This window comes from Arthrobacter sp. R4-81, assembly GCF_054792365.1.
In genome coordinates this window covers 2290514-2315427 of the sequence record NZ_CP096445.1, presented here as the reverse complement: position 1 = coordinate 2315427, position 24914 = coordinate 2290514, and the positions used below count along the sequence as shown (strand labels likewise).

General features: G+C 61.2%; 26 protein-coding genes and 1 tRNA gene. 14 read left to right on the top strand and 13 right to left on the bottom strand.

The genetic code is table 11. The features are described 5' to 3' along the window. Positions 1–38 precede the first annotated feature (38 nt). Positions 39–1460, bottom strand: a complete 1422-nt coding sequence (gene glgC, locus M1E05_RS10910; protein ID WP_458113995.1) for a glucose-1-phosphate adenylyltransferase — start codon at positions 1458–1460, stop codon at positions 39–41. 100 nt (positions 1461–1560) lie between these two features. On the opposite strand from glgC, the gene glgA reads away from it, so the two are divergent. Further along, positions 1561–2757, top strand: coding sequence for a glycogen synthase (gene glgA / locus M1E05_RS10905; RefSeq protein ID WP_461162925.1), 1197 nt, complete (start codon positions 1561–1563; stop codon positions 2755–2757). Between the two features lie 144 nt (positions 2758–2901). Here the strand turns inward: glgA and M1E05_RS10900 are convergent, their stop codons facing one another. Together M1E05_RS10900 and M1E05_RS10895 are read right to left on the bottom strand one after the other, a co-directional pair. Then, entirely contained in the window at positions 2902–5007 is a 2106-nt protein-coding gene (locus M1E05_RS10900) for an acyl-CoA dehydrogenase family protein (RefSeq protein WP_461162924.1), read from the bottom strand. A gap of 53 nt (positions 5008–5060) precedes the next feature. Next, a complete protein-coding gene (locus M1E05_RS10895; protein WP_458113992.1) occupies positions 5061–5780 on the bottom strand; it encodes a TetR/AcrR family transcriptional regulator in 720 nt (239 codons plus the stop codon). A gap of 62 nt (positions 5781–5842) precedes the next feature. On the opposite strand from M1E05_RS10895, the gene M1E05_RS10890 reads away from it, so the two are divergent. From M1E05_RS10890 to M1E05_RS10880, 3 genes are read left to right on the top strand one after another with little or no spacing between them, the layout of a single operon-like run. Then, on the top strand, positions 5843–7195 hold the full coding sequence (locus tag M1E05_RS10890; protein ID WP_461162923.1) for an acetyl-CoA C-acetyltransferase: 1353 nt from the start codon (positions 5843–5845) through the stop codon (positions 7193–7195). Between the two features lie 9 nt (positions 7196–7204). Further along, positions 7205–8545 carry a 3-oxoacyl-ACP reductase gene (locus tag M1E05_RS10885; protein WP_461162922.1) on the top strand — a complete coding sequence of 447 codons (1341 nt, stop codon included), beginning with the start codon at positions 7205–7207 and terminating at the stop codon, positions 8543–8545. Then, entirely contained in the window at positions 8542–9453 is a 912-nt protein-coding gene (locus tag M1E05_RS10880; RefSeq protein ID WP_461162921.1) for a MaoC/PaaZ C-terminal domain-containing protein, read from the top strand. The genes M1E05_RS10885 and M1E05_RS10880 overlap by 4 nt, the downstream gene beginning before the upstream one ends. Here M1E05_RS10880 and M1E05_RS10875 read toward each other — a convergent pair. The 5 genes from M1E05_RS10875 to M1E05_RS10855 form a co-directional block, all read right to left on the bottom strand. Next, a complete protein-coding gene (locus M1E05_RS10875; protein WP_461162920.1) occupies positions 9436–10530 on the bottom strand; it encodes an FUSC family protein in 1095 nt (364 codons plus the stop codon). The genes M1E05_RS10880 and M1E05_RS10875 overlap by 18 nt on opposite strands. 113 nt (positions 10531–10643) lie before the next feature. After that, on the bottom strand, positions 10644–11780 hold the full coding sequence (locus M1E05_RS10870; protein WP_461162919.1) for a serine hydrolase domain-containing protein: 1137 nt from the start codon (positions 11778–11780) through the stop codon (positions 10644–10646). A 36-nt stretch (positions 11781–11816) separates the two neighbouring features. After that, positions 11817–12896 (bottom strand): glutathione S-transferase family protein, encoded by a 1080-nt coding sequence (locus M1E05_RS10865; protein WP_461162918.1) that lies wholly within the window; start codon positions 12894–12896, stop codon positions 11817–11819. A gap of 49 nt (positions 12897–12945) precedes the next feature. Next, on the bottom strand, positions 12946–13689 hold the full coding sequence (locus M1E05_RS10860; RefSeq protein WP_461162917.1) for a M50 family metallopeptidase: 744 nt from the start codon (positions 13687–13689) through the stop codon (positions 12946–12948). Between the two features lie 61 nt (positions 13690–13750). Beyond that, entirely contained in the window at positions 13751–13978 is a 228-nt protein-coding gene (locus tag M1E05_RS10855; RefSeq protein WP_461162916.1) for a hypothetical protein, read from the bottom strand. Between the two features lie 72 nt (positions 13979–14050). On the opposite strand from M1E05_RS10855, the gene malQ reads away from it, so the two are divergent. From malQ to M1E05_RS10830, 5 genes are all read left to right on the top strand, one after another. Next, a complete protein-coding gene (gene malQ / locus M1E05_RS10850) occupies positions 14051–16249 on the top strand; it encodes a 4-alpha-glucanotransferase (protein WP_461162915.1) in 2199 nt (732 codons plus the stop codon). 132 nt (positions 16250–16381) lie between these two features. Beyond that, complete coding sequence (locus M1E05_RS10845; RefSeq protein WP_458113982.1) at positions 16382–16603, top strand: hypothetical protein; 222 nt, start codon at positions 16382–16384, stop codon at positions 16601–16603. A gap of 131 nt (positions 16604–16734) precedes the next feature. Next, entirely contained in the window at positions 16735–16911 is a 177-nt protein-coding gene (locus M1E05_RS10840; RefSeq protein ID WP_458113981.1) for a CsbD family protein, read from the top strand. A 246-nt stretch (positions 16912–17157) separates the two neighbouring features. Beyond that, positions 17158–17664, top strand: a complete 507-nt coding sequence (locus M1E05_RS10835) for a TM2 domain-containing protein (RefSeq protein ID WP_458113980.1) — start codon at positions 17158–17160, stop codon at positions 17662–17664. Between the two features lie 34 nt (positions 17665–17698). Further along, on the top strand, positions 17699–18070 hold the full coding sequence (locus tag M1E05_RS10830) for a PH domain-containing protein (RefSeq protein ID WP_461162914.1): 372 nt from the start codon (positions 17699–17701) through the stop codon (positions 18068–18070). A 113-nt stretch (positions 18071–18183) separates the two neighbouring features. Here the strand turns inward: M1E05_RS10830 and M1E05_RS10825 are convergent, their stop codons facing one another. Then, positions 18184–18732, bottom strand: a complete 549-nt coding sequence (locus M1E05_RS10825; protein ID WP_461162913.1) for a hypothetical protein — start codon at positions 18730–18732, stop codon at positions 18184–18186. A 70-nt stretch (positions 18733–18802) separates the two neighbouring features. Beyond that, the gene (locus M1E05_RS10820; RefSeq protein ID WP_461162912.1) at positions 18803–19135 is read right to left on the bottom strand and encodes a hypothetical protein; all 333 of its coding nucleotides are present in this window, start codon (positions 19133–19135) and stop codon (positions 18803–18805) included. Between the two features lie 381 nt (positions 19136–19516). On the opposite strand from M1E05_RS10820, the gene M1E05_RS10815 reads away from it, so the two are divergent. Both M1E05_RS10815 and M1E05_RS10810 read left to right on the top strand, forming a co-directional pair. Next, positions 19517–19978 carry a GatB/YqeY domain-containing protein gene (locus M1E05_RS10815; RefSeq protein ID WP_458113977.1) on the top strand — a complete coding sequence of 154 codons (462 nt, stop codon included), beginning with the start codon at positions 19517–19519 and terminating at the stop codon, positions 19976–19978. Between the two features lie 105 nt (positions 19979–20083). Further along, positions 20084–20431, top strand: coding sequence for a hypothetical protein (locus tag M1E05_RS10810; RefSeq protein WP_461162911.1), 348 nt, complete (start codon positions 20084–20086; stop codon positions 20429–20431). Between the two features lie 120 nt (positions 20432–20551). Here the strand turns inward: M1E05_RS10810 and M1E05_RS10805 are convergent. Continuing rightward, positions 20552–20634: transfer RNA gene (locus M1E05_RS10805), tRNA-Leu, on the bottom strand. A 162-nt stretch (positions 20635–20796) separates the two neighbouring features. Here M1E05_RS10805 and M1E05_RS10800 point away from each other — a divergent pair. After that, a complete protein-coding gene (locus M1E05_RS10800; RefSeq protein WP_461162910.1) occupies positions 20797–22101 on the top strand; it encodes a M20/M25/M40 family metallo-hydrolase in 1305 nt (434 codons plus the stop codon). 44 nt (positions 22102–22145) lie between these two features. After that, positions 22146–23306, top strand: a complete 1161-nt coding sequence (locus M1E05_RS10795; RefSeq protein ID WP_461165229.1) for an acyl-CoA dehydrogenase family protein — start codon at positions 22146–22148, stop codon at positions 23304–23306. A gap of 34 nt (positions 23307–23340) precedes the next feature. Here M1E05_RS10795 and M1E05_RS10790 read toward each other — a convergent pair whose 3' ends face one another. Continuing rightward, entirely contained in the window at positions 23341–23574 is a 234-nt protein-coding gene (locus M1E05_RS10790; RefSeq protein ID WP_309106783.1) for a DUF5703 family protein, read from the bottom strand. 39 nt (positions 23575–23613) lie between these two features. Between M1E05_RS10790 and M1E05_RS10785 the strand changes: the two genes are divergently transcribed. Beyond that, positions 23614–23889 carry a hypothetical protein gene (locus M1E05_RS10785; protein ID WP_309106782.1) on the top strand — a complete coding sequence of 92 codons (276 nt, stop codon included), beginning with the start codon at positions 23614–23616 and terminating at the stop codon, positions 23887–23889. 42 nt (positions 23890–23931) lie between these two features. Here the strand turns inward: M1E05_RS10785 and M1E05_RS10780 are convergent, their stop codons facing one another. After that, complete coding sequence (locus M1E05_RS10780; protein WP_458113974.1) at positions 23932–24867, bottom strand: aldo/keto reductase; 936 nt, start codon at positions 24865–24867, stop codon at positions 23932–23934. Positions 24868–24914: the final 47 nt, after the last annotated feature.

Genomic DNA, 24914 nt, shown 5'->3' with positions numbered 1-24914 from the left:
GGAGCACCGGCCTGCCCTGCTTCAGGTATGGGCGTCTTTCACGAACGCGTAGTGACGGATTCCTTGGCGGACGCCGGGGCAACTGCTCCTGCGGCCTGGACCTCAGCGGCCTTTTCGACGGATTCCCGGACCTCCGGATAGTTCTCGGTCGCGGCCTGCACAGCATTGGGCACAAGGTGCAGGTTTGCTGCGGCCAGTGCCTTCTCATCGTCACCCGGTTCGGGGACCTGCTGGCCCTTGGAGAGCACGGTAATGCCGGATTCCGTGACCTTAAAGCCGCGGGCCCGGTCCAGTTCGGGGTCCAGTCCGATGGTGGCGCCGGCAGGTACCTTCACGTTCTTGTCGAGGATGGCGCGCTTCACCACGGCGCCTTCGCCGATCTGCACCTTATCCATCAGAACCGAATCCAGGACGCGGCTGGCGGTGCTCACGTAGACGTCGTTGGAGAGCACGGACCCCTCGACAATGCCGCCGGAGATCACCACGCCGCTCGCGACGATTGAATCCAAGGCAGTACCGACCGCGTTGTTGCCACCGCGGACGAACTTTGCCGGCGGCGAGATGGTCTGGCGGGTATAGATGGGCCATTCCGAGTTGTAGAGGTTGAAGACAGGCAGGGGCGAGATGAGATCCATGTGGGCGTCGTAGAACGAATCGATAGTTCCGACGTCCCGCCAGTATGTACGGTCACGCTCAGTGGAGCCCGGGATGTCGTTGAGGGTGAAGTCGTAGACTCCGGCTTCTCCACGGTCAACGAAGTAGGGGATGATGTCCCCGCCCATGTCGTGCTTGGTGTCCAAACGCTCCGCGTCGACCTGAAGTGCATCCACCAGGGCATCCCGGTCGAACACGTAGTTGCCCATGGAGGCAAGGAACTGTGTGGGATCAGCAGCCAGGCCAGGAGTGCTGGAAGGCTTTTCCACGAAAGCCGCAATCTTGCGGGGATCGTCCTGGTCAACTTCGATGACGCCGAACTGGTCCGCCATGTTCAGTGGCTGGCGGACGGCAGCGACGGTGGCTTTGGCCCCGCTCGCAACGTGCGATTCCACCATCTGGGCGAAGTCCATCCGGTACACGTGGTCCGCTCCAACCACGACGACGATGTCGGGGTTGGCGTCGTGGATCAGGTTGAGGGACTGGTAGATGGCGTTTGCGCTGCCAAGGAACCAGCTCTTGCCTACGCGCTGCTGCGCCGGAACCGAAGCAATGTAGTTCCCGAGTTGCGTAGACATCCTCCACGTCTCGGAGATATGTCGGTCAAGGCTGTGGGATTTATATTGAGTGAGAACCACGATCTGCAGGTATCTGGAATTCACCAGATTCGACAATGCAAAGTCGATGAGCCGGTAGCTGCCTGCAAAAGGAACCCCGGGTTTGGCCCTGTCCGCCGTAAGCGGCATGAGGCGGTTTCCCTCGCCGCCTGCAAGGACAATGGCCAAAACTTTCTTATTCAACGGCATGTGGTCGCTCCCTGTACGCCTTCGTCACTCCCCAACAGCCCGGTAAGCCCGGACTCCTTCACACTAGAACAGTTAAGCGGGAACGACTACCTTGGGTAGCGTGCGTATAGACATTGTGACCAAAGAATTCCCGCCTGAGATCTATGGCGGCGCCGGAGTCCATGTGGCTGAACTGAGCCGTGTGCTGGCCCAGCACGTGGATCTTCAGGTGCGGGCCTTCGGAGCTCCGCGGGACGCCGACTACCACGGTGCCGGAGTGACTTCCTACTCCGTCCCGGACGATCTTGGGGGTGCTAATGCTGCCGTCCAGACCCTGGGCGTCGATCTGCGTATAGTGCCGGACATTGCAGGTGCGGACCTGGTCCATTCGCACACGTGGTATGCAAACATGGCAGGCCATCTGGCATCCCTGTTGCACGGTATCCCGCACGTTCTTAGCGCCCACAGCCTCGAGCCGCTGCGCCCTTGGAAAGCCGAGCAGCTGGGCGGAGGCTACGCATTGTCTTCGTGGGTGGAAAAGACTGCCTACGAGGCAGCCGCCGCCATCATCGCCGTCTCTGAAGGTATGCGCCAGGACATCCTGCGCAGCTATCCCGACGTTGATCCTGAGAAGGTCAAGGTGGTGCACAACGGCATCGATGTCAGCCTGTGGAGCCGGGACGAGGGCACCGATGCCATTCGGGCTCTCGGCATTGATCCTGAGCTGCCGAGTGCGGTGTTCGTGGGACGCAACACGCGCCAAAAGGGCGTGCCATATCTGCTTCGTGCCGCGGCCAAGCTCCCTGCCGACGTCCAGCTGGTCCTCTGCCTTGGGGCGGCCGACACGCCCGAGCTTGCAGCGGAAACTGCCCGGCTGATCGAGGAACTGCAAAAGCAGCGCACTGGAGTGGTGCTGGTGGAGCGAATGCTTCCCCGCCATGAGCTCATCCAGGTCCTCAGCCATGCAACCGCCTTCGCCTGCCCCTCCATCTACGAGCCCTTGGGAATCGTAAACCTCGAGGCGATGGCCTGCGGTGCCGCGGTTGTGGCAAGCGCAACGGGCGGGATTCCCGAGGTTGTCCAGCACGGGGAAACAGGGCTGCTTGTTGAGCTGGAGCAGGTCACTGACGGCACTGGAACCCCGCTGGATCCGGAGAAGTTCGTGACAGAATTTGCAGCCGCCCTTACAGAGGTGGTGTCGGATCCGCAGCGCGCCCGCGCCATGGGCAAGGCCGGCAGGCTCAGGGCTGAGCAGCACTTCTCCTGGGAATCCATCACGGAAACCACCCTTCAGGTTTACCGCTCTGTACTGTCCTGACGTCAGGCGTCTTATTCGCCCGGCTCGCGTAACATGCGCGACCGATCGGGGTAAAAGCTAAACGACGACGACGGCGCCGTTCCCCTCAACAGGGGAGCGGCGCCGTCGTTGTCTGCCGGGTAAATTGCCGGAATTGTGTTGGAGTCAGCTCTGCGTTGGCTTTCCACCCGACTGGCGCGAGAGGATGGCTTTCTCGTCAACAGGCGCCTGGCCGCTGGCCCGCTGCCTCCGGAAATAATCGCGGGCTTCGTCTTGGCGGGTCTTCTCAGCGCCCGTCGCAATGGCTGCACGCAGATGGTCGGGGCCGTAGCCGAAGGCGTTAACCAGGTCCAGCGCGTGGGGCCGGATCTTGATAAGCAGCCGGTTGATGTAGTCGCCCACAGTGCGTCCGCGCTGCATGGACAGCCGGCCGTTCATCAGGTACCAGGAGAGGTTCTTCTCTATCAGCGAGAGGCCGAAGAGATCACGAAGCCAGGTAAGCACAGTTTTGGTGCCCGGATCAGCTACCTGGCTCAGTGCTTCCGTAAACGCCTCCCACTGGAGCAGCTCGGCATGGGCCTGTGCCGCGTCGATCAGATCGTCCTGGTGGAGGTTGAAAACTGCCGCGGCCTGGTGCTGGGGCAATTTGTTGGCACCCTTGAGCGCTGAACCCACCTCGGCAACCATCGATTGGACGCGCTCGGTCAGCAATGCGCGCTGGCCCTCTTCGTGCCGAAGCGCTATTGCTGCCTTCTGGGGTGATCCGGTGTCGGCCACGAACTGTGCCACCTGGCGCAGGCCGGTGCGGTGGATCGCGACGTCGGCCGCCTGGCCCACGACATACCGGGCCAACACGCCGAAGTCCACGTTGCGGAATTCGTTCGCGTAGTCGGCGAGAAGCCGCTTGGCAACAAGCTGCAACAGGACAGTGTTGTCGCCCTCGAACGTTACGTAGACGTCGAGATCTGCCCGCAGTGACGCAAAGCGGTTTTCAATCAGGAAGCCGGCCCCACCACAGGCTTCGCGGCATTCCTGCAGGGTGTCCAGCGCGTGCCATGTACTCAAGGGCTTGAGGGCAGCGGCGAGGGTTTCCAGATCCTGGCGGTCCGCGTCGGAATCATGGGCGCCGGAGAAAACGTCGTCGAATTTCTGCAGCAGCTGTTCGTGCGCAAAGCTCGCGGCGTACGTGGTTGCCAGACGGGTGAACAGACGGCGCTGGTGCCGTTGGTAATCCAGCAGAACCTCCTCCTCCGTGGGCGAGGAGGCATTGAACTGGCGTCGTTCTGTGGCGTATTGGATAGCCGTCTTCAGGGCAACCTTGCTGGCCGCCACTGCGGCACCATCAAGGGACACACGTCCCTGGACCAGGGTTCCAAGCATGGTGAAGAACCGGCGGCCGGGGCTGGCAATGGGAGAGGTGTAGGTCCCGTCGACGTCGACGTTTCCATAGCGGTTCAGGAGGTTTGTACGAGGGATCCGGACGGCGGAGAAGTGTAGACGGCCGTTGTCGATGCCGTTGAGCCCGCCCTTGACGCCGTCGTCCTCACCACCGATGCCGGGAAGGAACTCTTTGGTGTCAGGATCACGCAGGTCGACATAGAACGCATGAACCCCGTGGTTTACGCTCAAAGTCACGAGCTGGGCGAACACCACGGCACCCAGGCCATCAATCGCCGCATTGCCGATGTAGTCCTTCCAAGCCGCCCTGAACGGTGTGTTGATCACGAATTCCTGGGTGGAAGGCTCGTAGGTGGCAGTTGTGGCGATGCTGGCGACGTCCGAGCCATGGCCGGTTTCTGTCATCGCAAAGCAGCCAGGAATGTCCAGGTTCATAATGCCGGGCAGCCATTTGCGGTGGTGCTCCTCAGTGCCCAGGTGCATCACCGCGGAACCGAAGAGGCCCCACTGCACACCGGCCTTGATCTGCAGCGACGGATCCGCCGTCACCAGCTCCTCGAACCCTGCGATGTTTCCGCCGTGGTCATCTGATCCACCAAGCGACGCTGGGAAGGCACGATGGACGGCACCGTTGTCCACGAGGTAACGGAGCTGGCGGAAAGTACGTTTGCGATGCTCTGTGTGCGTAAGGCCTTCAGTTTTGTGTAGCTCGGGACGGGCAGAGAGGTCCCGGGCCTGCCTCCGGATGTCCGCCCACTTGCCCAGGAGCTGTTCGCCCAGCGCGGCAACATCAACGGCCGGGTGGCCCGTGATCGCCCGGGGTGCACTGACAACTGCGGAGTTGGCGCCGGCGCGGTCCACTACTTCTGTCATGTTTGTTCCTTCTGTTTTTCTGGCAACGTCCTGAAGAGTTTTGACAGGTTCTTCTACGTTTTTGATGGTGGCTTGGACAAAGCGAGGGTGGTGGTTTCCAGTTCCGGAGCTATTCCGACGCATAACCAGGAGGTGATTTGCCGCGCCATGGTCTCTTGGTCGGGCTTGTCGGGTGAAGCAGGGCTCGCCAGCCACTGTTCACCCGCATTCCTGACCAAGCCAATGGCCGCATTCGGCCAGTAGCCGATGACGGCCTCCTTGCCGGTGCCTCCACCCAGATGCGCGCGCATCGGGCGGGCGATCATGTCGCTGATGGCTTCAAAGAAGTGGCCCAGAGCGCCCGCTGTGGCAATGGCAGCCCCGGTATGGTCCGACTCGGCAGCGGAGTATTTCGTGACAAACGTGTAGACACGGGGGCTTGTTTCAGCCATCTGCAGGTACGCCGAAACCATTGCGAACAAACCCTCCCGGGGTGTCTGCGCGCTCTGGGCGGCCTCCTGAATGCGGCGCTGCATCTGGTTCAGGACCACCTCTCCAACGGCTTGCTGGAGTCCTGCCTTGTCGCCGAAATATCGGTAAAAAACTGACTTCGAGGTGCCGGCTGCAGCAGCGATTTCCTCCATAGAAGCGTCACTGCCCAGCGCGTGAACCGCCTTGCGGGCGGATTTTATGAGTTCACGGCGCCGCTCCTCACGATGGGTCTGCCAGCGGGAAGCTCTGCCGTCCACGGCGGCGTCGGCAGTCTTCTGGCCCTCTACTGAAAGGATGTTCACGATACCCAGCGTATCAGGTACGCTGGGTATCGGTAATCAGCTTCGTTTGAAGGAGAGAGCACATGTCCGAGACCGGACGCGAGGAACCATTCGTTCAGCCAGCCCAGGGGATTCAGAGGCAGCTACGGAAAGCCGTGGTGGTCGGCGGCAACCGTATTCCGTTTGCCCGTACCGGAGGCGCGTACACGAAGTCTTCAAACCAGGACATGCTGACGGCTGCCCTGGATGGACTGATAGCCCGTTTCGGCCTGCAGGACGTGCGGATCGGTGAAGTGGCGGCGGGTGCAGTCCTGAAGCATTCGCGCGACTTCAACCTCACCCGTGAGGCAGTTCTGGGATCCCCTTTGGCAGCAGAGACGCCCGCTTACGATGTGCAGCAGGCTTGCGCAACAGGGCTGGAGACTGTCCTTGGACTCGCCAACAAGATCAAGCTCGGGCAGATTGACTCCGCCATCGCCGGCGGCGTGGATTCTGCCTCAGACGCCCCGATCGCAGTTAGCGAAGGCCTCCGTGAGGTCCTCCTGGACTTCAACCGTGCCAAGACCCTTCCGCAGAGGCTCAAGGTATTAAGCAAGCTCAGGCCCAGAGACCTTGCGCCGGATGCGCCGAACACCGGCGAACCGCGGACAGGACTCTCAATGGGTGAGCACCAGGCGCTTACCACTGCTCAATGGAAGATCACGCGGGAAGCCCAGGACGAGCTCGCCTACAACAGCCACCGCAACCTTGCTGCTGCCTACGATGCTGGTTTCTTCGACGACCTCATTACCCCATATCGTGGTCTGACCAGGGACTCGAACCTGAGGCCTGACACATCCCTTGAGAAGCTCGCTACGCTCAAGCCTGTGTTCGGCAAGAGCCTTGGCTCTGAGGCGACCATGACTGCCGGTAACTCCACACCCCTGACGGATGGGGCTTCCACCGTGCTGTTGGCCTCCGAAGAATGGGCCGATGCCCACGATCTTCCTAAACTGGCCGCGGTCGTTGACGGGGAAGCGGCTGCTGTCGACTTTGTCCATGGCAAGGACGGACTGTTGATGGCTCCCGTATTTGCCGTCCCGCGACTCCTTGCCCGGAACGGGCTTACGCTCGATGACTTCGACTTCTTCGAGATCCATGAGGCATTTGCAGGAACGGTGCTGAGCACCCTGGCTGCCTGGGAAAACGAAGAATTTGGTCGCAACCGGCTTGGCCTGGAAAGTGCCTTCGGTGTTGTGGACAGGTCCAAACTCAATGTGAACGGCTCATCGCTCGCCGCAGGCCACCCCTTCGCCGCCACGGGAGGACGCATTGTGGCCTCCCTCGCCAAGATGCTGTATGCCAAGGGCCAGGTGGATGGACGGCCCGCCCGCGGACTCGTCTCGATCTGTGCTGCAGGCGGCCAAGGCGTTGTGGCCATACTGGAATCACGCTAGGGGGAAGCAATGACCGATACCTACACTCAGTTCGTCAGCAGCGGGCCAGGCCGGAAGATTGCCCGGAAGATCGGGCTGCCGCAGCCGGTGATCCTCCGACGGCACAAACCCGGGCAGCCGCTGATCCCTGGCCCCGTCCTCATCGAAGGTTCAACCAAGGGGGCAGATGAACTTGCATCAACGCTCCTGTCCTGGGACATCGACGTCCGCCGGCACCCCGTTCCAAAAGAACGCCTCGGCGCGGTCATCCTGGTCCTGGACGAGCTGACCCACCCTGATGACCTGGAAAAACCTGTCCTCACCGCCGCAACCTCCCTCAGGGACCTCACTCCCAACGGGAGGGTGATCACGGTCTCCCGGCATCCTGGAAGCGCCCCCGACGCCGCCACAGCGGCGGCCCGTCAAGGAGTGGACGGATTGCTGCGCTCCCTGGCCATGGAGCTACGCTCCGGCACCACTGGGAACGGCGTCCTCCTGGCGGACGGCGTGTCCACCACCAGCCCGAGCGTGCTGGCTGCCGTGCGGTTCCTCCTTTCCGGAAAATCCGCCTTCATCGACGGTCAGACCCTCACGGTTCGTTCGTCGTCGGGCAAACTTCCCGACGACGTCGAGAAACCGTTGGCAGGGAAGGTCGCCGTCGTTACCGGGGCGGCACGCGGCATCGGCGCTGCCATCGCCCGCACCCTTCACCGCGACGGCGCCACCGTCATAGCCGTGGACGTTCCGGCGGCCGGCGACCACCTTGCCGAGGTCGCGAATGAGGTCCACGGAACCGCCTTGCAGCTGGACATCACACGGGAGGACGCGGGGCAGAAGATCATCGATCACGCGGTGTCTCGCTACGGCCACCTGGACATTGTGGTCCATAACGCCGGCATTACCCGGGACAAGCTGCTGGCGAACATGGACCACAGCAAGTGGTCGTCTGTTTTGGCCGTCAACATTGCAGCACAGCTGCCTATCAACGACGCATTGCTGGCATCGGAGCACTTCCGCAACTCCCCGAGAATCGTGTCGGTGGCATCCACTAGCGGAATCGCGGGAAACCGCGGCCAGACCAACTACGCCGCTTCCAAAGCCGGCGTCATGGGGATGGTGAGGGCAACCGCTCCTTTGCTCGAGCCATACGGGGGCACTATCAATGCTGTCGCCCCCGGCTTCATCGAAACAGAGATGACCCGGCGTGTTCCGTTAGTACGGCGGGAAGTTGGGCGAAGGATCAACTCCCTGAGGCAGGGCGGCCAACCCGTTGACGTCGCCGAGGCCATTGCGTTTCTGGCGAGTGATGCGGCTGGGGGAATCTCCGGCGAAGTGCTTCGGGTATGCGGGCAGAACATGGTAGGGGCATGAGCGATTCGGGCCCCGTTGTCATGGGGGATATGCCGTCCCTGTCAAAACTCTACGTCAACGCCGCCGCCACGGCTGCGCGGCGCCGCCTGCTCGGGACGGACCTGGGTACAGCTTTGCCGGAAAGCAGCCATGAGGTGCGAGGGGTGAAGGTCGACGTCGAGAAACTCACCGCCTACCAGCATCTTATTGGCGAGCCCGCCACCGACGTGCTGCCGGCGGGATTCATTCATGCGCTTGCCTTCCCGGTGGCTATGAGCGTTATGAACCGGGATGACTTTCCATTGCCGCTGCTGGGCATGATCCATCTGCGGAACATTGTGGAGCAAAGAAGGGCCATCAGTTTTACGGAACCTCTGGATATCACGGCCTCAGCGATGAACCTTCGGGGCCACCGGAGCGGCACGCAGCTGGACATGGTCGCGGAGGTCCGCACGGGAAAACGCGACCACGTCCTGTGGCGGGGAGTCTCCACCTATCTGGCAAAAGGCGTCTTCCTGCCAGGTATAGACAAGCCATCGGCCCACCCGGCCCCTGCTGATTTCAGGCCTCCGAACCCGACTGCACTATGGCAGCTTGGCGTGGATACAGGCAGGGCGTACGCCGCTGTCTCAGGTGACTTCAACCCCATTCACCTCAGCGCCTTGAGCGCCAAGGCCCTGGGTATGCGCAGATCCATTGCCCACGGGATGTACCTCGCTGCCAGGGCGCTGGCTGATGTGGGGGCGGTCAAAGGCGAGGCCTTTAACTGGGACGTCTCCTTTGAAGCGCCGGTTTTCCTTCCCGCGCGGGTGGCCCTGGATATCAGCACCATCCAGGCCCACGGGGGCACATGGGAGCGGTCTGATTACGTGGCATGGAGTCCGAAGGCCGGACGGAAGCATTTCAGCGGCTCAGTCACCCTCCGATGACCCCGGTTGTGCTTCGATCTGTTTTACTCCTGATTTGAGCACACGCAGGATCCTGTGCAGGCTCAGCAGAATGGATTCAGCCGCGCTGGGCGCGTCCGGATCCGTCTCATCCGAGGCCAGATGTTGCGCCAGGGTAAGCACTGCCGTTTCGGCCTCGTCCCGCAGTTCTTCGAGCCGCTCAGAATCCCCTTCCTCCACTGCCAGAAGTAACGCCCCGACCGCCGAAAGCGCCTTACCCAAGGGTTCGCTATGGGGGAGCGGAATGACAAAGAGCGTGTCCTGGTCCCAGATAACGTCGGCCAGGACCTCAGTCATGTCCTGGACATGGAAGGTTATCCGTTCCAAATCACGGAGGTTTCTGTAGTCCAGGTTCACGTCCCTCGGGTGGAATTTCCGCCGCGGGTTGGCCCGGCGGCTCGCGTCGGCCTTTTCCACAGCAGCCCTCAGCGAGCGGGCCGATCGGGAAAGCTCATCCGAACGGCGGGACCAGTCCTCATGCTCGGGAGGCCATTTTTCTTCCACAGCCTCCCCCATATCCGAGATTTGTTGAGCCAAGGCCCTCCGAAAGTCTGCCAGGCTCACGGCCATGGCGTTGAAATGAAGGGGCGGGAAGACCAGCAGGTTGACGGCAATGCCTACGGCAACACCGGCACCCATCTGCAGGAGGTAACCGAATGAAAAATCATCAGGGTTGTGCCCGCCCACCAACAGCACCAGCAAGGCGGCAGTCGGGATCCAGTCCCGGCCGGCGCCCAAGCGGGGAAGGCCCGCAAGCATGATGCCAAGGCCCATGACCACCGCAACTGTAAGAGGGGATGGCTGGCCGAGGCTCACCAGCATGAACGCCAGGCCAATGCCAAGCCCAAGCCCGATGAGTGTTTGGAGACCCTGCCGCATGGAACCCGCGACGTTCTCGTACATCACCACGAGGGCGCCGAGGGGGGCGTAATAGGGGTATTCAGCAGCGGAGCCGGGCATCCACGGGGCAATCAGGAAGGACAGGCCCGCCGCCAACGCCGCCTTTGCTGCAAGCTGGAGGCGGGACACGGCGAATACCCCTGACACGCCGTCAGTCACCAGTCCCCACCCAGGAATCCGCGCGAACCCCCGGCCTCGTACTCTTGGTATTTGTGTGCTCATCTGGCCCCACCCTAGGGTGGGCCCTTAGATGTTACAAATGGATTAACCTGCTAGCTCCTGATAGCTGCTTCTCCAGAGTTGGAAGAAGCAGCGGCCGCTTGGCGAACTGCGTGGGCGAGACGGTGTGCCCGCCCCGGTGTCCGCCCTTCTTCCTGCCGCCTGGGAACGTATCCGAAGCCGATGCCGTACGCAGGGTCGGCAAATCCAAGCGCTGCATTCGCTCCCTCGTGCCCGAAAGCGCGGTAGCTGCCGAAGTCCCGGCTCGGGTGAGACTTCATGAACCCGACGGCGAAGGCGTTGTCCAGCCCTGATGACCTGTCCAGACCCCAGACTTGTTCCTGTGTCATGGCGCTGATGGTGGCTTCCGTCAGGAACGCCGCACCGCCGTCGACCCCTGTGCTGGCGGCGGCATACAGGCGCGCCAGTCCCTCGGCCGACCCCACACCTCCCGCGCTGCTCATGCCGTTTGCCCGGATGATCGTGTGGTTGGGAAGCTCCATAATTGAGCTGACTCCGCTGTTGCTGTTCAGGCCCTCCAGGCTCAGCGGGTCCTGCCACGGCAGGCTGTCATCGACGTCGTACAGAACGTCACGGTAACGCGGCTCCTGGTCCTCAGGGAGGCCAAGGAAAAAGTCGATGTTAAAGGGTAAGCGCAGGCGGGAATCGTACAGTTCCTGAAGGGAAGTGCCCGCGGTCCGGCGGCAGAGTTCCTCCATGAGGATCCCGATGGTGAGGGCGTGATATCCGAAGGTACTTCCCGGTCGCCACAGGGGTTCCGCAGCAGCCAGCCTTTCAGCGGCAGCTACCGTCGTGAACTCGTCCAAGCGAAAGCCGCCTTCAAGACCCATTAGCCCAGCCTGATGTGACAGGGCTTGGGCCACTGTCAGCCGGTCTTTGCCGTGGGCGGCGAATTCGGGCCAGTAATGGGCAACAGTTTGTTCAAGGTCCAAAAGCCCGTCCTGCAGCAGAAGCGCAACCACGCAGGCAGCCACTCCCTTGGTGCAGGAGTAGGTTCCGGTGATGTCGCCGGGAGCGAAATCGGGGCCGCCCACCAGATCCAGCACCTTGCGCCCATGAACGTAGGCCGAAAGCTGCGCGCTATAAAGAGGGTCCTCGGAGAGGAACGATTCGAACAGGTCCAGTACGCCCACGAATTCGGGGTCCGCGAGTCCATCTGAAAGTTGCATGGATCCAACATACTCACAGATCCACGGGGATCTTTTTCACCCGGCCCCGTGCCGGGGAGGGACTTCCTCTCCTGCCTTCACCGGACCGGGCGGAGTGCCATTGCCAAAAGGCCGGCCTCCGAGGGACTCACGCCCGTGTTTGGTGAGCCACCCCGAAAGTTCCGGGCCTCGGGGGACTATGCCGGTGGGATTGATGTCCTCATGGACGATGTAATAGTGCTGCTTGATCTGTACGAAGTCGATGGTGTCTCCGAAGCCCGGGGTTTGGAACAGGTCCCGCGCATAGCTCCAAAGAACAGGCATCTCGCTCAGTTTCTGGCGGTTGCATTTGAAGTGCCCATGATAGACAGCGTCAAACCTGGCCAGAGTGGTGAAGAGTCGGACGTCGGCCTCAGTAATGGAATCACCCACGAGGAACCGCTGTCCCGCCAATCGGTCCTCCAACCAGTCCAATGCCGTCCACAACCGGTCATAGGCGGCATCATACGCTTCCTGGGATCCGGCAAAGCCACAGCGGTAGACCCCGTTGTTGATTTCGGTGAAGACCCTTTTGTTCACCTCGTCTATTTCCTGCCGAAGCTTTTCCGGATACAGGTCCGGGGCCCCGGGGCGGTGGAACTTGCACCATTCTGTGGAGAAGTCGAGAGTGATCTGCGGAAAATTATTGGTCACCACTTGGCCGGTGGAAATCTCTACGACGGCGGGAACGGTGATGCCCCGCGGATAGTTGGGAAAGCGCTTGAAGTACGCCTCCTGGAGCCGCTCGATGCCAAGAACAGGGTCCCGGCCGCCCTCGTCCAGGTCAAAGGTCCATGACCGGGAGTCGTGCGTTGGCCCGGGTTGGCCGAGGGAGATGACCTCTTCCAGGCCCAATAGCCGCCGCACAATGACCGCACGATTTGCCCAAGGGCAAGCCCTTGCCGCGATGAGCCGGTAGCGGCCCGGCTCCACCGGCCACCCCGGTTCACCATTCGGCCCGGCTGCACCATCGGAGGTGATGCGGTCCTCAATGTAATTCGTGTCCCGTCTAAATTCACCACCCGTAACGTACGCACCCTTGGTGCTGAAAGCCGGCGAGGTGGTGGAGTCCGTGCTCTGACCTGTTTCCTGGCTCATCTCTACAGACTAAACCCGGGTCCCATGGGAGCGGCAAGCTGCGGGAAGGTCAGGGAATTGCGGTCGCGAAGACTTCTGCAATGGGTTGCCAGGCAAAGAACCAGGCGGCGCCCACCACGCTGGTAAACAGTACGATCCACACTCCGGAGGGGATCGAAGTCGCCCGATACAGCAGGTAGGCATCTGAGGTGGCCAGCTGTTCCCTGCGTCTGAAGTGTACGTGGATAAGTTTTCCGAGGTCCCGTACCGCGGCAACCAGCAAGGCCAGGCCCAGAACGATAACCAGGTGGCTGTTCAACTCCGGCGGCACGAAGAGAACCAGGGAGCAGGCCAGCAGGATTCCCGCGGCCATGATCAGCACTCCCACTGCGTTGCGGATAAAAAGAAGCGCGGCCAGCAGGATGATGACGCCAACGGACATTGCAGCCGGACCCCAACCGTTGAAACCTGCCCAGACCAGGGAGGCTCCCACCATCGCCGGCACCGGGTACCCCCAGAATCCGGACCAGATGGCAGGGAAGCGGCCACGGCTGAAAGACACCGTGGTTCCTGAATGATTCAACCTGAGCCGGATGCCGCCCAGGCGCTGACCGCTGGACAGCGCCGCAAAGGCGTGGCCCAGCTCATGGACAACAGTGGCCAGGAGTCCGAAATATCTCCAGGTGGCCCTGGGCACTGAAAGCACAATTGCCACCGCAATGACCACAAGGAGTTCTGTAACGGGCACGACGGGAACGGCTGCCTGGGAGAATCCAGTAACGATCCGCTCCCACAACATCTCCAGCAGGTTCATTCGGAAAAGAATTCGGAGTCAGCCATAGGGACTTAGGCTAGCGCGGGCGACCCCCGCGCGTCTAAAGCTGTGGCTCGTCGCCCCAAGTCCCTGATTCTTCAACGGCCTGCTCCGGCTTGTGCTCCTGGCCGGGGTCTCCGCTTCCCACGTAGGCAGCAGGGACAGTTCCTCCGGCATGAGCCTGCTGTTCTTCCCGGATATTGGCTGGTTTCGAGGCTCCCGCTGGGGGGCGGCCTTCAGGATCAGCAGCGTCCTCGGGAGGCTGCCCGGCGTTGTCACGTTCGTTCACGGAGAACCTCTCTGGGCTGGAGGATACGGATCATCGTGTAGCAAGCCTACCGAGAGCCAATAGAGTAGGGCCATGGCGGATCACACGGGAACTGATCAGACGGAAAACTCGCAGGCGCTGCTCAGGGAGCTGGCAGCGGCCCATGGAGTCGGAACAGTGTTCCAGGGCTGGGATGGTGCAGAACGGAAGGTATCTGATGCCACACTGAAAAGCGTACTTGGTGCCCTGGGAATCAATACCGATACTGATGACGGGCTTCGAAGAGCAATTCACGACGTCGAACTGGCACCATGGCGGAGGATTCTGCCGCCCGTGGTGGTGATCCGGGAGGGCCAGGAATTCCATGTCGAGGTACACGTACCCCAGGGAAAGGGCGTCCGGGTCTCCGTAACGAGCGAAGATGGCCTCCACCACGACGTCCTTCAAAAGGATGATTGGGAAGAACCCCGCTTAATCGATGGCATTCCCACCATTCGGGCAACCTTCGCCATTCCCGAGTACCTGCCCCTTGGCTGGCACACGTTGCACGCGGACGTCGAAGGCACAACTGCCGAGTGTGCGCTGGTGGTCACTCCGGAAATTTTGAAGACAAGTGTCGACCTGGCCCAGAACCGGAGTTGGGGTTTGCTGGCCCAGCTGTACTCGGTGAGATCCAGCCGCTCCTGGGGGATCGGAGACTTCAGTGACCTAACGGATCTGGCGGCAATTTCGGGCGAGGATGGGGCTGGCTTCATCCTGGTCAACCCGCTTCATGCAGCCGAGCCCCGCACGCCCATAGAAGACTCACCCTATTTGCCTACAACCAGGCGCTTTTTCAACCCTCTCTACATCAGGGTGGAGGAGATCCCGGAGTATGCCTATCTCGAGCCGGGCAGCCGGGCTCATGTCGAGAAGTATGCAGCCCAGCTCTATCCTGCTAACCAGGCAAGCGACCTGCTGGACCGCAATTCCAGTTATGGTGCCAAGCTGGCAGCACTGGAACTGATTTTCGACGTCGCGCGCAGTGCCTCGCGATCCCGTCAGTTCAAAAAATTCTGTGCAGATCAAGGAGACGGACTCGCTGACTTCGCGCTCTGGTGTGCGCTTGCTGAAAGGCTTCACCCTTCGGCGCCGGAGTGGCATGCTGAGGCGGCCTCACCATCCACCCGCTATTCGAACGAGCAACGTAAGCTGCTGGCAGACAGGGTGGAGTTCCACAGTTGGCTGCAATGGATTTGTGACCAGCAGTTGGAGTCCGCACAGCGTGCAGCCAAGCAATCTGGCATGGCACTGGGCGTCATCCACGACCTCGCGGTAGGCGTAAAGACAAACGGCGCAGATGCCTGGATGCTCGCAGATGTATTGGCGCACGGAGTGACGGTGGGCGCTCCTCCCGACATGTTCAACCAGCAAGGGCAGGACTGGTCCCAACCCCCATGGCATCCGGCCAGGCTTGCCGAAGCAGGGTATGCACCCTACCGGGACATGCTCCGAACCATCCTCCGGCATGCAGGGGGCGTGCGGGTGGACCACATCCTGGGCCTCTTCAGGCTCTGGTGGATTCCGCAGGGGAGCGGACCCGAACAAGGAGCATACGTCTACTACGACCACGAAGCACTGATCGGGATCCTGGCTCTTGAAGCCCAGAGAGCGGACGCTGTGGTGATTGGTGAGGACCTTGGTGTCTTTGAGCCTTGGGTCCGGGGCTACCTGTCGGAGCGGGGGATTTTCGGAACCTCGATTCTGTGGTTCGAGCAGGACGCCCACGGACCCTTGGGACCCGACCGATACCGGCAGCAGTGCCTGACCAGCGTCAATACCCATGATTTGCCTCCGACTGCCGGTTATCTCGCCGGGGAACACGTAACCCTCCGCGAATCCCTTGGCCTGCTCCGCCGTCCAGTGGAGGAAGAGCGGGAAGAAGCGGCAGCTGAACAGGAGGCCGTGCTGGCCCTTCTTCGCCAACAGGGGGTGCTCCAGGACTTCCCTGATCCCTTGGACTTGCAGGAGCAACAGAAGCAGGCCCTGCTACAACATGAAATCCAAAGGATTGTAGAGGCCTTGTACGCCTTCACTTTGCTAACACCGTCATCCCTTTTGGGTATTGCCTTGGTGGACGCTGTGGGGGAGACCCGCACGCAGAACCAGCCCGGAACCCATGAGCAGTATCCCAATTGGTGCATCCCGCTGGCAGGTCCGGACGGTGCTGTTCTGATTGACGATTTGGAAGAGAACTTGCGCTACCGCTCATTGGTTGACGTCGTGAGAAACAGGCTTCAAAAGGGGGCCTGACGGCGGCCTGGAAAATTGCCTCTGTTGACTTCCTCACACTTGCCCCGTCCTTGCATTTTTCGGGCTTCAGGCAGCCCCATACTGGATCTTGAGCGGCATGGCGGCGCTGTTGAGCGAGTGAGGGATTTCGTGATGAAGAAGGAATATGTTCCAGGAGCGGCAGTAGCTGGGGGCGTCGTCTTGTTCTGGCTGGTTGGTCTTTTGGGTGGATTTTCCTTTCTCAGCAATCCGAAACCGCTTCTAACCACGCTGACCTGGCTGATGCTGGTTTATGTAGCCGTCGCGGCCACGTTGATTGCTGGTTCTCTAGCGGTGGCGGACCTCGTCCGTCGCAGGTTGCGCAACAGGCAATAGTCAAGGTTTCCCGAGGGCCCTCAGAGGGTCCAGGTACCCGTCTAAGGGCTCTTCCTCCCTTCCGTTCGCAGTCCTAAACTGAAGGCATCAGCAGCCGGCGTCGGCCGGCTAAACGCAGGGGAGGGACCAGCATGGGACTCGGCGACAAGATGGAGAATGCCGGCGAGAAAATGAGCGGTCAGGCCAAGGAAGCAACAGGCAAGATGACCGACGACGAGCGGCTCGAAGCTGAAGGTGAAACAGACCAGACCAAAGCGGATCTGAAGCAGGCAGGCGAAAAGATCAAGGACGCCTTTAAGCGCGACTGAATGACATTGATACCGGGGGTGCTTCCAGCGAACGGGAAGCACCCCCCTATTTTTGCCCTGGCGCCGAACCAAACCTGGTGCGTGTGAACGGCAGCGCGGGCGGGTCGCGGGACGAAATACGGTGCACCGGCCCATGATCCGACAGAATAATGAGGGCACGTGGATTATTTGGGGGATGCCGTCTTTCGACGGAGCTGCAGCCCGGAGTCCTTGGGCTACCTCACCATTTCATCGAAAGGCACCACCATGACCCATCCTCCCGCTGAGAACCCTGCGGATAACAGCGAGTCAACAGCACCGGTTTCGGGCCAATCAGCTCCGGTCGGGTCACCGTACCCGCCGCAGGCACCACCCCAGTACCAGGCTTACCCGCCTGCCGCGCCGCAGTACCAGCAGCCTCCCGCTGAACAGCCCCAGTACCAGGCTTACCCGCCTGCCGCGCCCCAGCAGTATCAGGGCCAATACCCTCAGATGTCCCAGCAGCCTCCGATGCCAAACCCGGCCTACGGCTATCCGCAGCCGAAGTCCAAGATTGCCGCCGGGCTCTTGGGGATTTTCCTCGGCGGACTCGGCATCCACCGCTTCTATCTTGGGTACACCACTATCGGAGTCATCCAGCTTGTCCTGACAGTCGTTCTGGGAATCTTCACCTTGGGCCTGGTAGGGCTTTGGGGCGTCGTGGAGGGCATCATGATTCTTGCTGGTGCGAGCTACTTCCAGCGGGACGCCAAGGGCATCCCGCTGCGCGAGTGATTCCGACGAATCAGCGTTAAGCCGGGGAGCACCAATGACACAAATCATCTATGACAGGAAAGAACAGCTCGAGCAGATAAACGCGGGGCTGTTGCAAGGGGAGACGGTATACGCGGTCTACGACTGTATCGGCGTCGGAACAGGCTTTGTCGGCATCACGAACATGCGCATCATCCTGCAGGACAAGAGCTTCGTGGGAAACAAGGTCGCGGTAGTTTCCGTGCCCTACAAGAACATTCGCTCGGTCTCCATGCTGTCCAACAAATCCATGCTGGGCCGCTTCGCATCGTCCTCAAGCATCGGGATCGATACAGGCGGCAGCATCAAAGAAGCCGATTTTCGCGGTGACGACAAAGCTAAGCACGCCCACGATCTGATTCTGTGGAACGTGCTGCAAACAAGGTAGAGCTTTCCGCAAAGGGGCGGTCGGGTGAACCGGCCGCCCTTTGTTGTGCGGGCCCCGTGTTAGCGTGCCTTGCTTATGGGCCCCTTGCCTCTCTAGACGGTGCCACCAGATGACTACGGAACGTCTTCCTCCGCCAAGTCCTCCATCGACTTTGGCGTCTGGCGACCGAGGCGTCGGTCCAGGGCGACACGCAGCTTCGCTGCCGCCGCCCGCACGCGCTGATCAGACGCTACTGCCGAGGCGCTTCTGGCGGCATTCGGCCTCGCAGGGCGGATTTCGACGTCCTCGTCCTTTTCAATCACAGACCTCCAGGCAACGTCGAGCAGCCGCAACTCTTCGTCCCGGGCCAGCTCGCTCTGGCTGAGGACGGAAAGGGCTGACAAACCAAGGGCCTTTACATCGGCGTCGCTGTCCAAGGCCCTGTCCATTGCCCACTGCGTGCGCCGCCACCATTCTGACCGGCTGTCAGCATCAGACTTCTGCGCCAAGGCGAATGCATCGGCTTGGGCTTTTTGGCGCAAGGTCAGGAGCCCGATGACTGCTGCGGCGACAGCAGCAAAGAGGATAGCAAGCGGTCCCAACGCGGCGACTATCTCCCACCATTGGGCTGAAGCAGGCTGAGCGACGACAGTGGATGCGGCGATGGATGGTGAAGGTGTCACAGGGACAGCCTACGGTGGGCCGGGGCGCCAGTTCCGCAACGGCGCATGCGGTTCCGGACTGCGTGCTTACTTACTGGCTCCTGGGGCAGAACTCCCCAAAGTTCTTCTGGGCCACGGCCTGCAGCTCACCTTGTTTCTCGACATCGGGCGAGTCCTTGGCCGATTCGTCCGTCAGTTCCACCAGCGCCTGCACAGTGGACTTGAGGTCATCCGAGGAAACGGGCCCAATGGTCCGAATCTGGTTGGCGAGGTTGACCGCCCCGGTCTTGCCGGTCGGAGGGTTCGACATAACGTCACGGATCCGCTCGCAGGTTTCTGCATTGGTTAGTTGCGGGTGTGCGATGCAGGCTGAGGCTGAAAGTGTGAGCGCGGCAGCAAGTAGGGCTGTGGTGAGTTTCTTCATGATTCCCTTATTGTAAGCAGGGCTGGGCCCGTTGGGAGATCGTCGACGACGGGGCCTTCGTCGCGTTCCTCATGGCCTTTCTCGTCGTGACCTTGACTGCGGCCTGGGCGGCGTGGGCTCTTATGGGGCGGATCCCGGGCCGGTATGCTGCTGGCGTTGGCCATCTTGCCGGTGGAAGCGGTTTTCTGGTTTGGTTTTGCCCTACCGTTTCCGTGGCTGATTGGTGTCCTTCGGGCGGCGCTTCTCATCCGGACATGGAGGTCCTTAGAGCCAAGATGAACGAGTTTTTTCCCGAGCCGCCGGACACTCCTTAGACCCCATCCGCAAAATACCGACCAGACGCAACGGGCACCTTCGGTGCTGATCAAAACGAGGAGCATCATGTCACTGAAAGAACGGCTGCACGGCGACGTCGTCGTCCACATGAAAAACCGCAACAAGGTAGCGCTCACCACAGTGCGGAACGTCCTTGGCGAAATCGAAACCCGCGAGAAGTCTGGCAAAACGCCGATTGAACTCGACGACACCCAAGTGACGTCGCTGCTGCAGAAGGAAGCGGCCAAGCGCCGTGACACGGCCCGCATCTACTCGGAGGCCGGAGAATCGGACCGCGCTGCTGCGGAAATTGCTGAAGCGGAAATCATCGAGGCTTACCTGCCCAGGGCACTGACACGTGATGAGGTGGAGGCTATCGTCGACGAGGCGATCACAGCCTTGAAGGCCGAGGGACAAGAGTTGTCCATGCGCTCAATCGGGGCCGTCATGAAGCCTGTCACCGCCAGGGTAGCAGGACGTTTCGATGGCAAAACCGTCAGCGAGATCGTCCGCGGCCGACTGGCCTAGTCGAGCCCGAGGAGCACGCGCAGCACGAGGAGTGTCTTGAATTTTCCTTGTGAGCGCCAGCGAGCCGCGTATTCTCGTAGCTAGAACAGCGAGCCTGGGGGAGTGATGACAGAGACATCAACCGAGGAGCCACAGACTGTTGAAGACGGCGGCTCCCTTGAGCAGGTCCATGTCCCCGCTTGGGAGGCCAAGTACAAGCTGAGCGAGAACCCGGAGGAGCTCGCCCACCTTGTCTGCTGCCGGGACCTCGACTGGCGTCAGGCCATTTGTGGCTACATCGAGGAAGAACCGACACTCATGTACGAAGCGGACAACATCTGCACGATGTGCATTCAGACGGCCGAAAGCATGGGATCGGTCATGGGATCGCGCCGGTGCCCCATCGACAACCAGGAATGTCCACCGGAGGACGAGGTCGACAGGATGATTGCGGAGCGCGCTTCCAGGACCTGATTTTCCCGCTGCACGACCAAGGTAATATCCTCACACCCCGGCGTCGCCCGCATGCCGTCATCCTGATACAGACAGAAAAAAGCCCCGGAAAATCATTGATTTTCCGGGGCTTTCCCTTTGTGCGCGGAGGGGGACTTGAACCCCCACCCCCTTTCGAGGACTAGCACCTCAAGCTAGCGCGTCTGCCATTCCGCCACCCGCGCAGGTGGTAATTCGGAGCACGATTTCCGCCCTTCGGCGGTTCGCTTCTCTCCGAAGCAGCGAGAAAAACTCTAACACGAACTCTGGGGAAAGTTGGAATCGGGACGAATGGGGCCCACTGGGTAGGCTTGGGACCACGAGCCCACCGATTTGAGGAGAGAGCCATGACTGTCATCCGCCCCGAGGACGAAGTCGTCCGGATCTGCCAGGAATTGATCCGGATCGACACGTCCAATTTCGGTGACGGTACGGGCCCGGGAGAGCGGTCGGCTGCCGAATATACGGCCGGGCTCATAACAGAGGTCGGCCTGGAAGCCGAGATCTTCGAATCCGCCCCGGGCCGCGCCAACGTGGTGACCCGTATTGCAGGAGAAGACCCCTCCGCCAGCGCACTGGTGGTCCACGGCCATCTCGATGTGGTGCCGGCTCTCAAGGACCAGTGGAGCGTGGACCCTTTCGCGGGCGAGCTGAAGGATGGCCTGATTTGGGGCCGCGGTGCGGTAGACATGAAGGACATGGACGCCATGATCCTTTCAGTCATGCGGCAGTTTGCCCGGACTGGCCGTAAACCGAAAAGGGACATCATCTTTGCGTTTTTTGCTGATGAAGAGGCCGGCGGAACCTTCGGTTCCCGCTACGCCGTCGAGCAGCGCCCTGAACTCTTTGAGGGGGCCACGGAGGCTATTTCCGAAGTAGGCGGTTTTTCGGCCACTATCGGGGGGCAGCGAACCTACCTGCTGCAGACGGCCGAAAAGGGGCTCTCCTGGCTTCGCCTGGTGGCGCACGGACGGGCAGGGCATGGCTCCCAGATCAGCACCGACAACGCCATCACGCGGCTGGCCAGCGCTGTCTCGCGCATCGGCGAGTACCAGTGGCCGATTGAGCTGACCCCCACCACCCGGCAGTTCCTCGACGGTGTGACCGAACTCACCGGCGTCGAGTTTGATGCCGACGACCCCGAGCGCCTCCTCAAGGAACTGGGAACATTGGCGCGCTTCGTGGGAGCCACCCTCCAGAACACAAGCAACCCGACGCTACTCAAGGGCGGCTACAAGCACAACGTCATCCCCGAGTCCGCGGAAGCCCTGGTGGACTGCCGGACCCTTCCCGGGCAGGAAGACCAGGTCCTGGAGATCGTCCGTGACCTTGCCGGCAGCGGAGTGGACGTCAGTTACGTTCACCAGGACGTATCACTGGAAGTGCCGTTCGCCGGAAACCTGGTGGACTCGATGATCGACTCCCTCCACGCAGAAGATCCCGGTGCGAAGGTCCTTCCGTACACACTTTCCGGAGGGACAGACAACAAGGCCCTCAGCAGGTTGGGGATTGCCGGCTATGGCTTCGCGCCACTCCAACTGCCAGCTGACCTGGATTTCACGGGAATGTTCCATGGAGTGGACGAACGTGTTCCCGCCGACTCGCTGAAGTTCGGTACCAGGGTCCTCGACCGACTGCTGACCACTTACTGACCCTTACGCATGCTGAAGCTCCAGTCACCGAAGGTAGAACCGTGATGATCGATGAGATCCTGCCGGACAGGCTGCTCGAACGGATCCGGAGCCGCGCCGCCGGCTACGACCGGGACAATTCGTTCTTCTACGAAGACCTGGACGAGTTGCGCGACGCCGGCTACCTGAAGATTTTCGTGCCCGTGTCCGACGGCGGCCTGGGCCTTGGGCTGGAAGCGGCAGCCCAGCTGCAGCGCAGGCTCGCAACGGCGGCTCCTGCTACAGCCTTGGCAATCAACATGCATCTCGTCTGGACCGGAGTGGCTTACGTCCTGGCAGCAAGAGGTGACAATTCCCTGGATTTTGTTCTCCGCGAGGCGGGGGAGGGGGAGCTGTACGCTTTCGGCAATTCAGAGGCAGGTAATGATGCAGTCCTGTTCGACTCCATCACCGAAGCCCTTCCGCAGCCCGCGGGAGGATACAGCTTCACCGGCCGAAAAATCTTCACAAGTCTGTCCCCTGTCTGGACACGGCTCGGCATCTTCGGCAAAGACAGTGGAGCCCGTGATGGAGAGGGCGAACTGGTTCACGGCTTCATCCATCGTGACACTCCCGGATACAGGATCCTGGATGACTGGAACACGCTCGGCATGAGGGCCAGCCAGTCCTGCACCACCATCCTGGAAGGTGTCTACGTACCGTCTGAACGGATCTTCCGGAAGCTACCGGTTGGCCCCAATGCGGACCCTCTGATTTTCGCCATCTTCGCCTGCTTCGAAACGTTACTCGCAGCCGTCTACACCGGCATCGGGGAACGCGCTTTGGCACTCGGAGTGCAGGCAGTTAAGCGCCGGACATCATTGAAGAATGATGGCCGTCTCTACTCGCAGGATCCCGATATTCGCTGGAAGGTGTCAGCGGCGGCAATGGCCTTGGAACGCCTCTACCCGCAATTGCAGCTGATTGCGCACGACGTGGATGAGAAGGTGGACTACGGAAGCCAATGGTTTCCCAAACTCGTGTCCCTCAAAGTGAACGCCACCGAAACCGCCCGGGAAGTCGTGGACGTGGCCATCAGGGTCTCAGGCGGCTCAAGCTATTTCAAGGGAAGCGAACTGGAGAGGCTCTACCGGGATGTGCTGGCCGGGATGTTCCATCCGTCCGACGACGAGTCGGCTCACAACACAGTGGCGAACGCATGGCTGGGACCTCTGGAGAGTTTCTGATTCGCTCTCGGGCAGCAAAGGATCACCCGTCCTGCTAAACCGTTCGCTGCACCTGGGTCACCCGGCGTCGCAGCCAGAACCGTCTTCCGCCGCCCACATAGAGGCGGCTGCGCTCTAATTCCCACTTGCCGTACTCGGAATGTTCAACAAGTCTCCGCCGGGCCTCAGGCAGCGAATCCTCAGGACCAATCGTCAGTACGAGGTACTCGTACTGCCTCACATAGTCCCGCTCGCGTTCGACGGAGCTGCGCAGAAAATGTTCCTTCATTGCTCTCCATTTTCGTCTTTTTCCGGCTAACGTGAAGTCATGAGCATCGATCCGCGTGTCGCGCTTCAGTCTTTGACCACTGCTTTGGAAGAACACCTGATCGCAGCCTCGGCACGGCGGGGTGAGGGTGACCCCACGGTTGAGGCTGCTTTTTTTGCTGTCGCTGATGCTTTCGAAGTCTACGACGATTCCCTGTATGAAGCGTACGGAGAAGTGACGCCTCTGGAAGTTATCGATGAGGTCGAGGACGATGAGGATGACCTCGAAGAAGACGTGGACGACGACGATCTTGAGATTGTGGAGTCCGACAGCTAACTGCGCGGAGATCGGCAGCTAACAACGTCCGGCAGCTAACTGTCAGGACGCGAGAGAAACATCTTCCAGGGCGCGGGCGATCTCTGGCGGCAGGGGAGCCAGCTGGGATGCCAGGATCTCCTTCAGCTGGACAGGAGTGCGCGCACCTACCACCGCACTTGCCACTCCATTCTGGGCAATCAGCCAGCTCAGGGAAACGTCGACGGGAGTCCTGCCGAGGCCCCTTGCCGCCATGGCAACAGCTTCGACTATCCTCGATGACTCCGGCTCAAGATACCGTTCCACATAGCCGGCAAGCCTTTTTTGGGCTGCACGGGAATCTGAGGGGATGTGGCCGCGGTATTTCCCGCTCAGGACGCCACGGCCGAGGGGCGCCCAGGCCAGAAGACCCAGGCCTGCGTCCTCAATGGCGGGAAGGAGCTCGTCCTCAGGCCGGCGTTGCAGGAGGGAATACTCTGACTGGTTGGCGACCAGAGGGAAACCCGCAACAGCTGCCGCCTTGGCCGTTTGCCAGCCGTTAAAGTTCGACACGCCCGCATACCTTGCGCGGCCGCTGCTCACGGCGAACTCCATGGCCGAGAGTGTTTCCTGGAGCGGGACATTGGGGTCCCAGGCGTGCGCAAACCACACATCGACATAGTCGGTGCCCAGACGTGCAAGGCTGGCGTCAAGCCCCGACAGCATTCCGCTTCGGGAGGTGTCCACCCGGCGCCGGTCATCCGCCGTCGAAAGTCCCGCTTTGGTGGAGATGACCACTTCGGAGCGGGCGACGACGTCTCCCAGCAAGCCGCCAAGGACCGCCTCTGCCTGGCCCTCTGAGTAGGAGGCCGCGGTATCGATCAGCGTCCCGCCGGCATCAACGAAAGTCCGGAGCAGCTCAGAGGCGTCCTGCTCATCGGTTTCACGCGCCCAGGACATGGTGCCAAGAGAAAGGGCGGACACGCGCAACCCACTGTTGCCGACATAACGCTGCTGCATAGCAGCAAGCTTACGGGGATTCCCCAGGTGCAATGACGTAGGGTCTA

Coding starts and splice junctions, on each gene's coding strand:
- glgC (WP_458113995.1), bottom strand. CDS start 1,460: ATGCCGTTGAATAAGAAAGTTTTGGCCATTGTCCTTGCAGGCGGCGAG.
- M1E05_RS10900 (WP_461162924.1), bottom strand. CDS start 5,007: ATGACAGAAGTAGTGGACCGCGCCGGCGCCAACTCCGCAGTTGTCAGT.
- M1E05_RS10890 (WP_461162923.1), top strand. CDS start 5,843: ATGTCCGAGACCGGACGCGAGGAACCATTCGTTCAGCCAGCCCAGGGG.
- M1E05_RS10885 (WP_461162922.1), top strand. CDS start 7,205: ATGACCGATACCTACACTCAGTTCGTCAGCAGCGGGCCAGGCCGGAAG.
- M1E05_RS10880 (WP_461162921.1), top strand. CDS start 8,542: ATGAGCGATTCGGGCCCCGTTGTCATGGGGGATATGCCGTCCCTGTCA.
- M1E05_RS10870 (WP_461162919.1), bottom strand. CDS start 11,780: ATGCAACTTTCAGATGGACTCGCGGACCCCGAATTCGTGGGCGTACTG.
- M1E05_RS10865 (WP_461162918.1), bottom strand. CDS start 12,896: ATGAGCCAGGAAACAGGTCAGAGCACGGACTCCACCACCTCGCCGGCT.
- M1E05_RS10860 (WP_461162917.1), bottom strand. CDS start 13,689: ATGAACCTGCTGGAGATGTTGTGGGAGCGGATCGTTACTGGATTCTCC.
- malQ (WP_461162915.1), top strand. CDS start 14,051: ATGGCGGATCACACGGGAACTGATCAGACGGAAAACTCGCAGGCGCTG.
- M1E05_RS10845 (WP_458113982.1), top strand. CDS start 16,382: ATGAAGAAGGAATATGTTCCAGGAGCGGCAGTAGCTGGGGGCGTCGTC.
- M1E05_RS10840 (WP_458113981.1), top strand. CDS start 16,735: ATGGGACTCGGCGACAAGATGGAGAATGCCGGCGAGAAAATGAGCGGT.
- M1E05_RS10835 (WP_458113980.1), top strand. CDS start 17,158: ATGACCCATCCTCCCGCTGAGAACCCTGCGGATAACAGCGAGTCAACA.
- M1E05_RS10830 (WP_461162914.1), top strand. CDS start 17,699: ATGACACAAATCATCTATGACAGGAAAGAACAGCTCGAGCAGATAAAC.
- M1E05_RS10820 (WP_461162912.1), bottom strand. CDS start 19,135: ATGAAGAAACTCACCACAGCCCTACTTGCTGCCGCGCTCACACTTTCA.
- M1E05_RS10815 (WP_458113977.1), top strand. CDS start 19,517: ATGTCACTGAAAGAACGGCTGCACGGCGACGTCGTCGTCCACATGAAA.
- M1E05_RS10810 (WP_461162911.1), top strand. CDS start 20,084: ATGACAGAGACATCAACCGAGGAGCCACAGACTGTTGAAGACGGCGGC.
- M1E05_RS10800 (WP_461162910.1), top strand. CDS start 20,797: ATGACTGTCATCCGCCCCGAGGACGAAGTCGTCCGGATCTGCCAGGAA.
- M1E05_RS10795 (WP_461165229.1), top strand. CDS start 22,146: ATGATCGATGAGATCCTGCCGGACAGGCTGCTCGAACGGATCCGGAGC.
- M1E05_RS10790 (WP_309106783.1), bottom strand. CDS start 23,574: ATGAAGGAACATTTTCTGCGCAGCTCCGTCGAACGCGAGCGGGACTAT.
- M1E05_RS10785 (WP_309106782.1), top strand. CDS start 23,614: ATGAGCATCGATCCGCGTGTCGCGCTTCAGTCTTTGACCACTGCTTTG.
- M1E05_RS10780 (WP_458113974.1), bottom strand. CDS start 24,867: ATGCAGCAGCGTTATGTCGGCAACAGTGGGTTGCGCGTGTCCGCCCTT.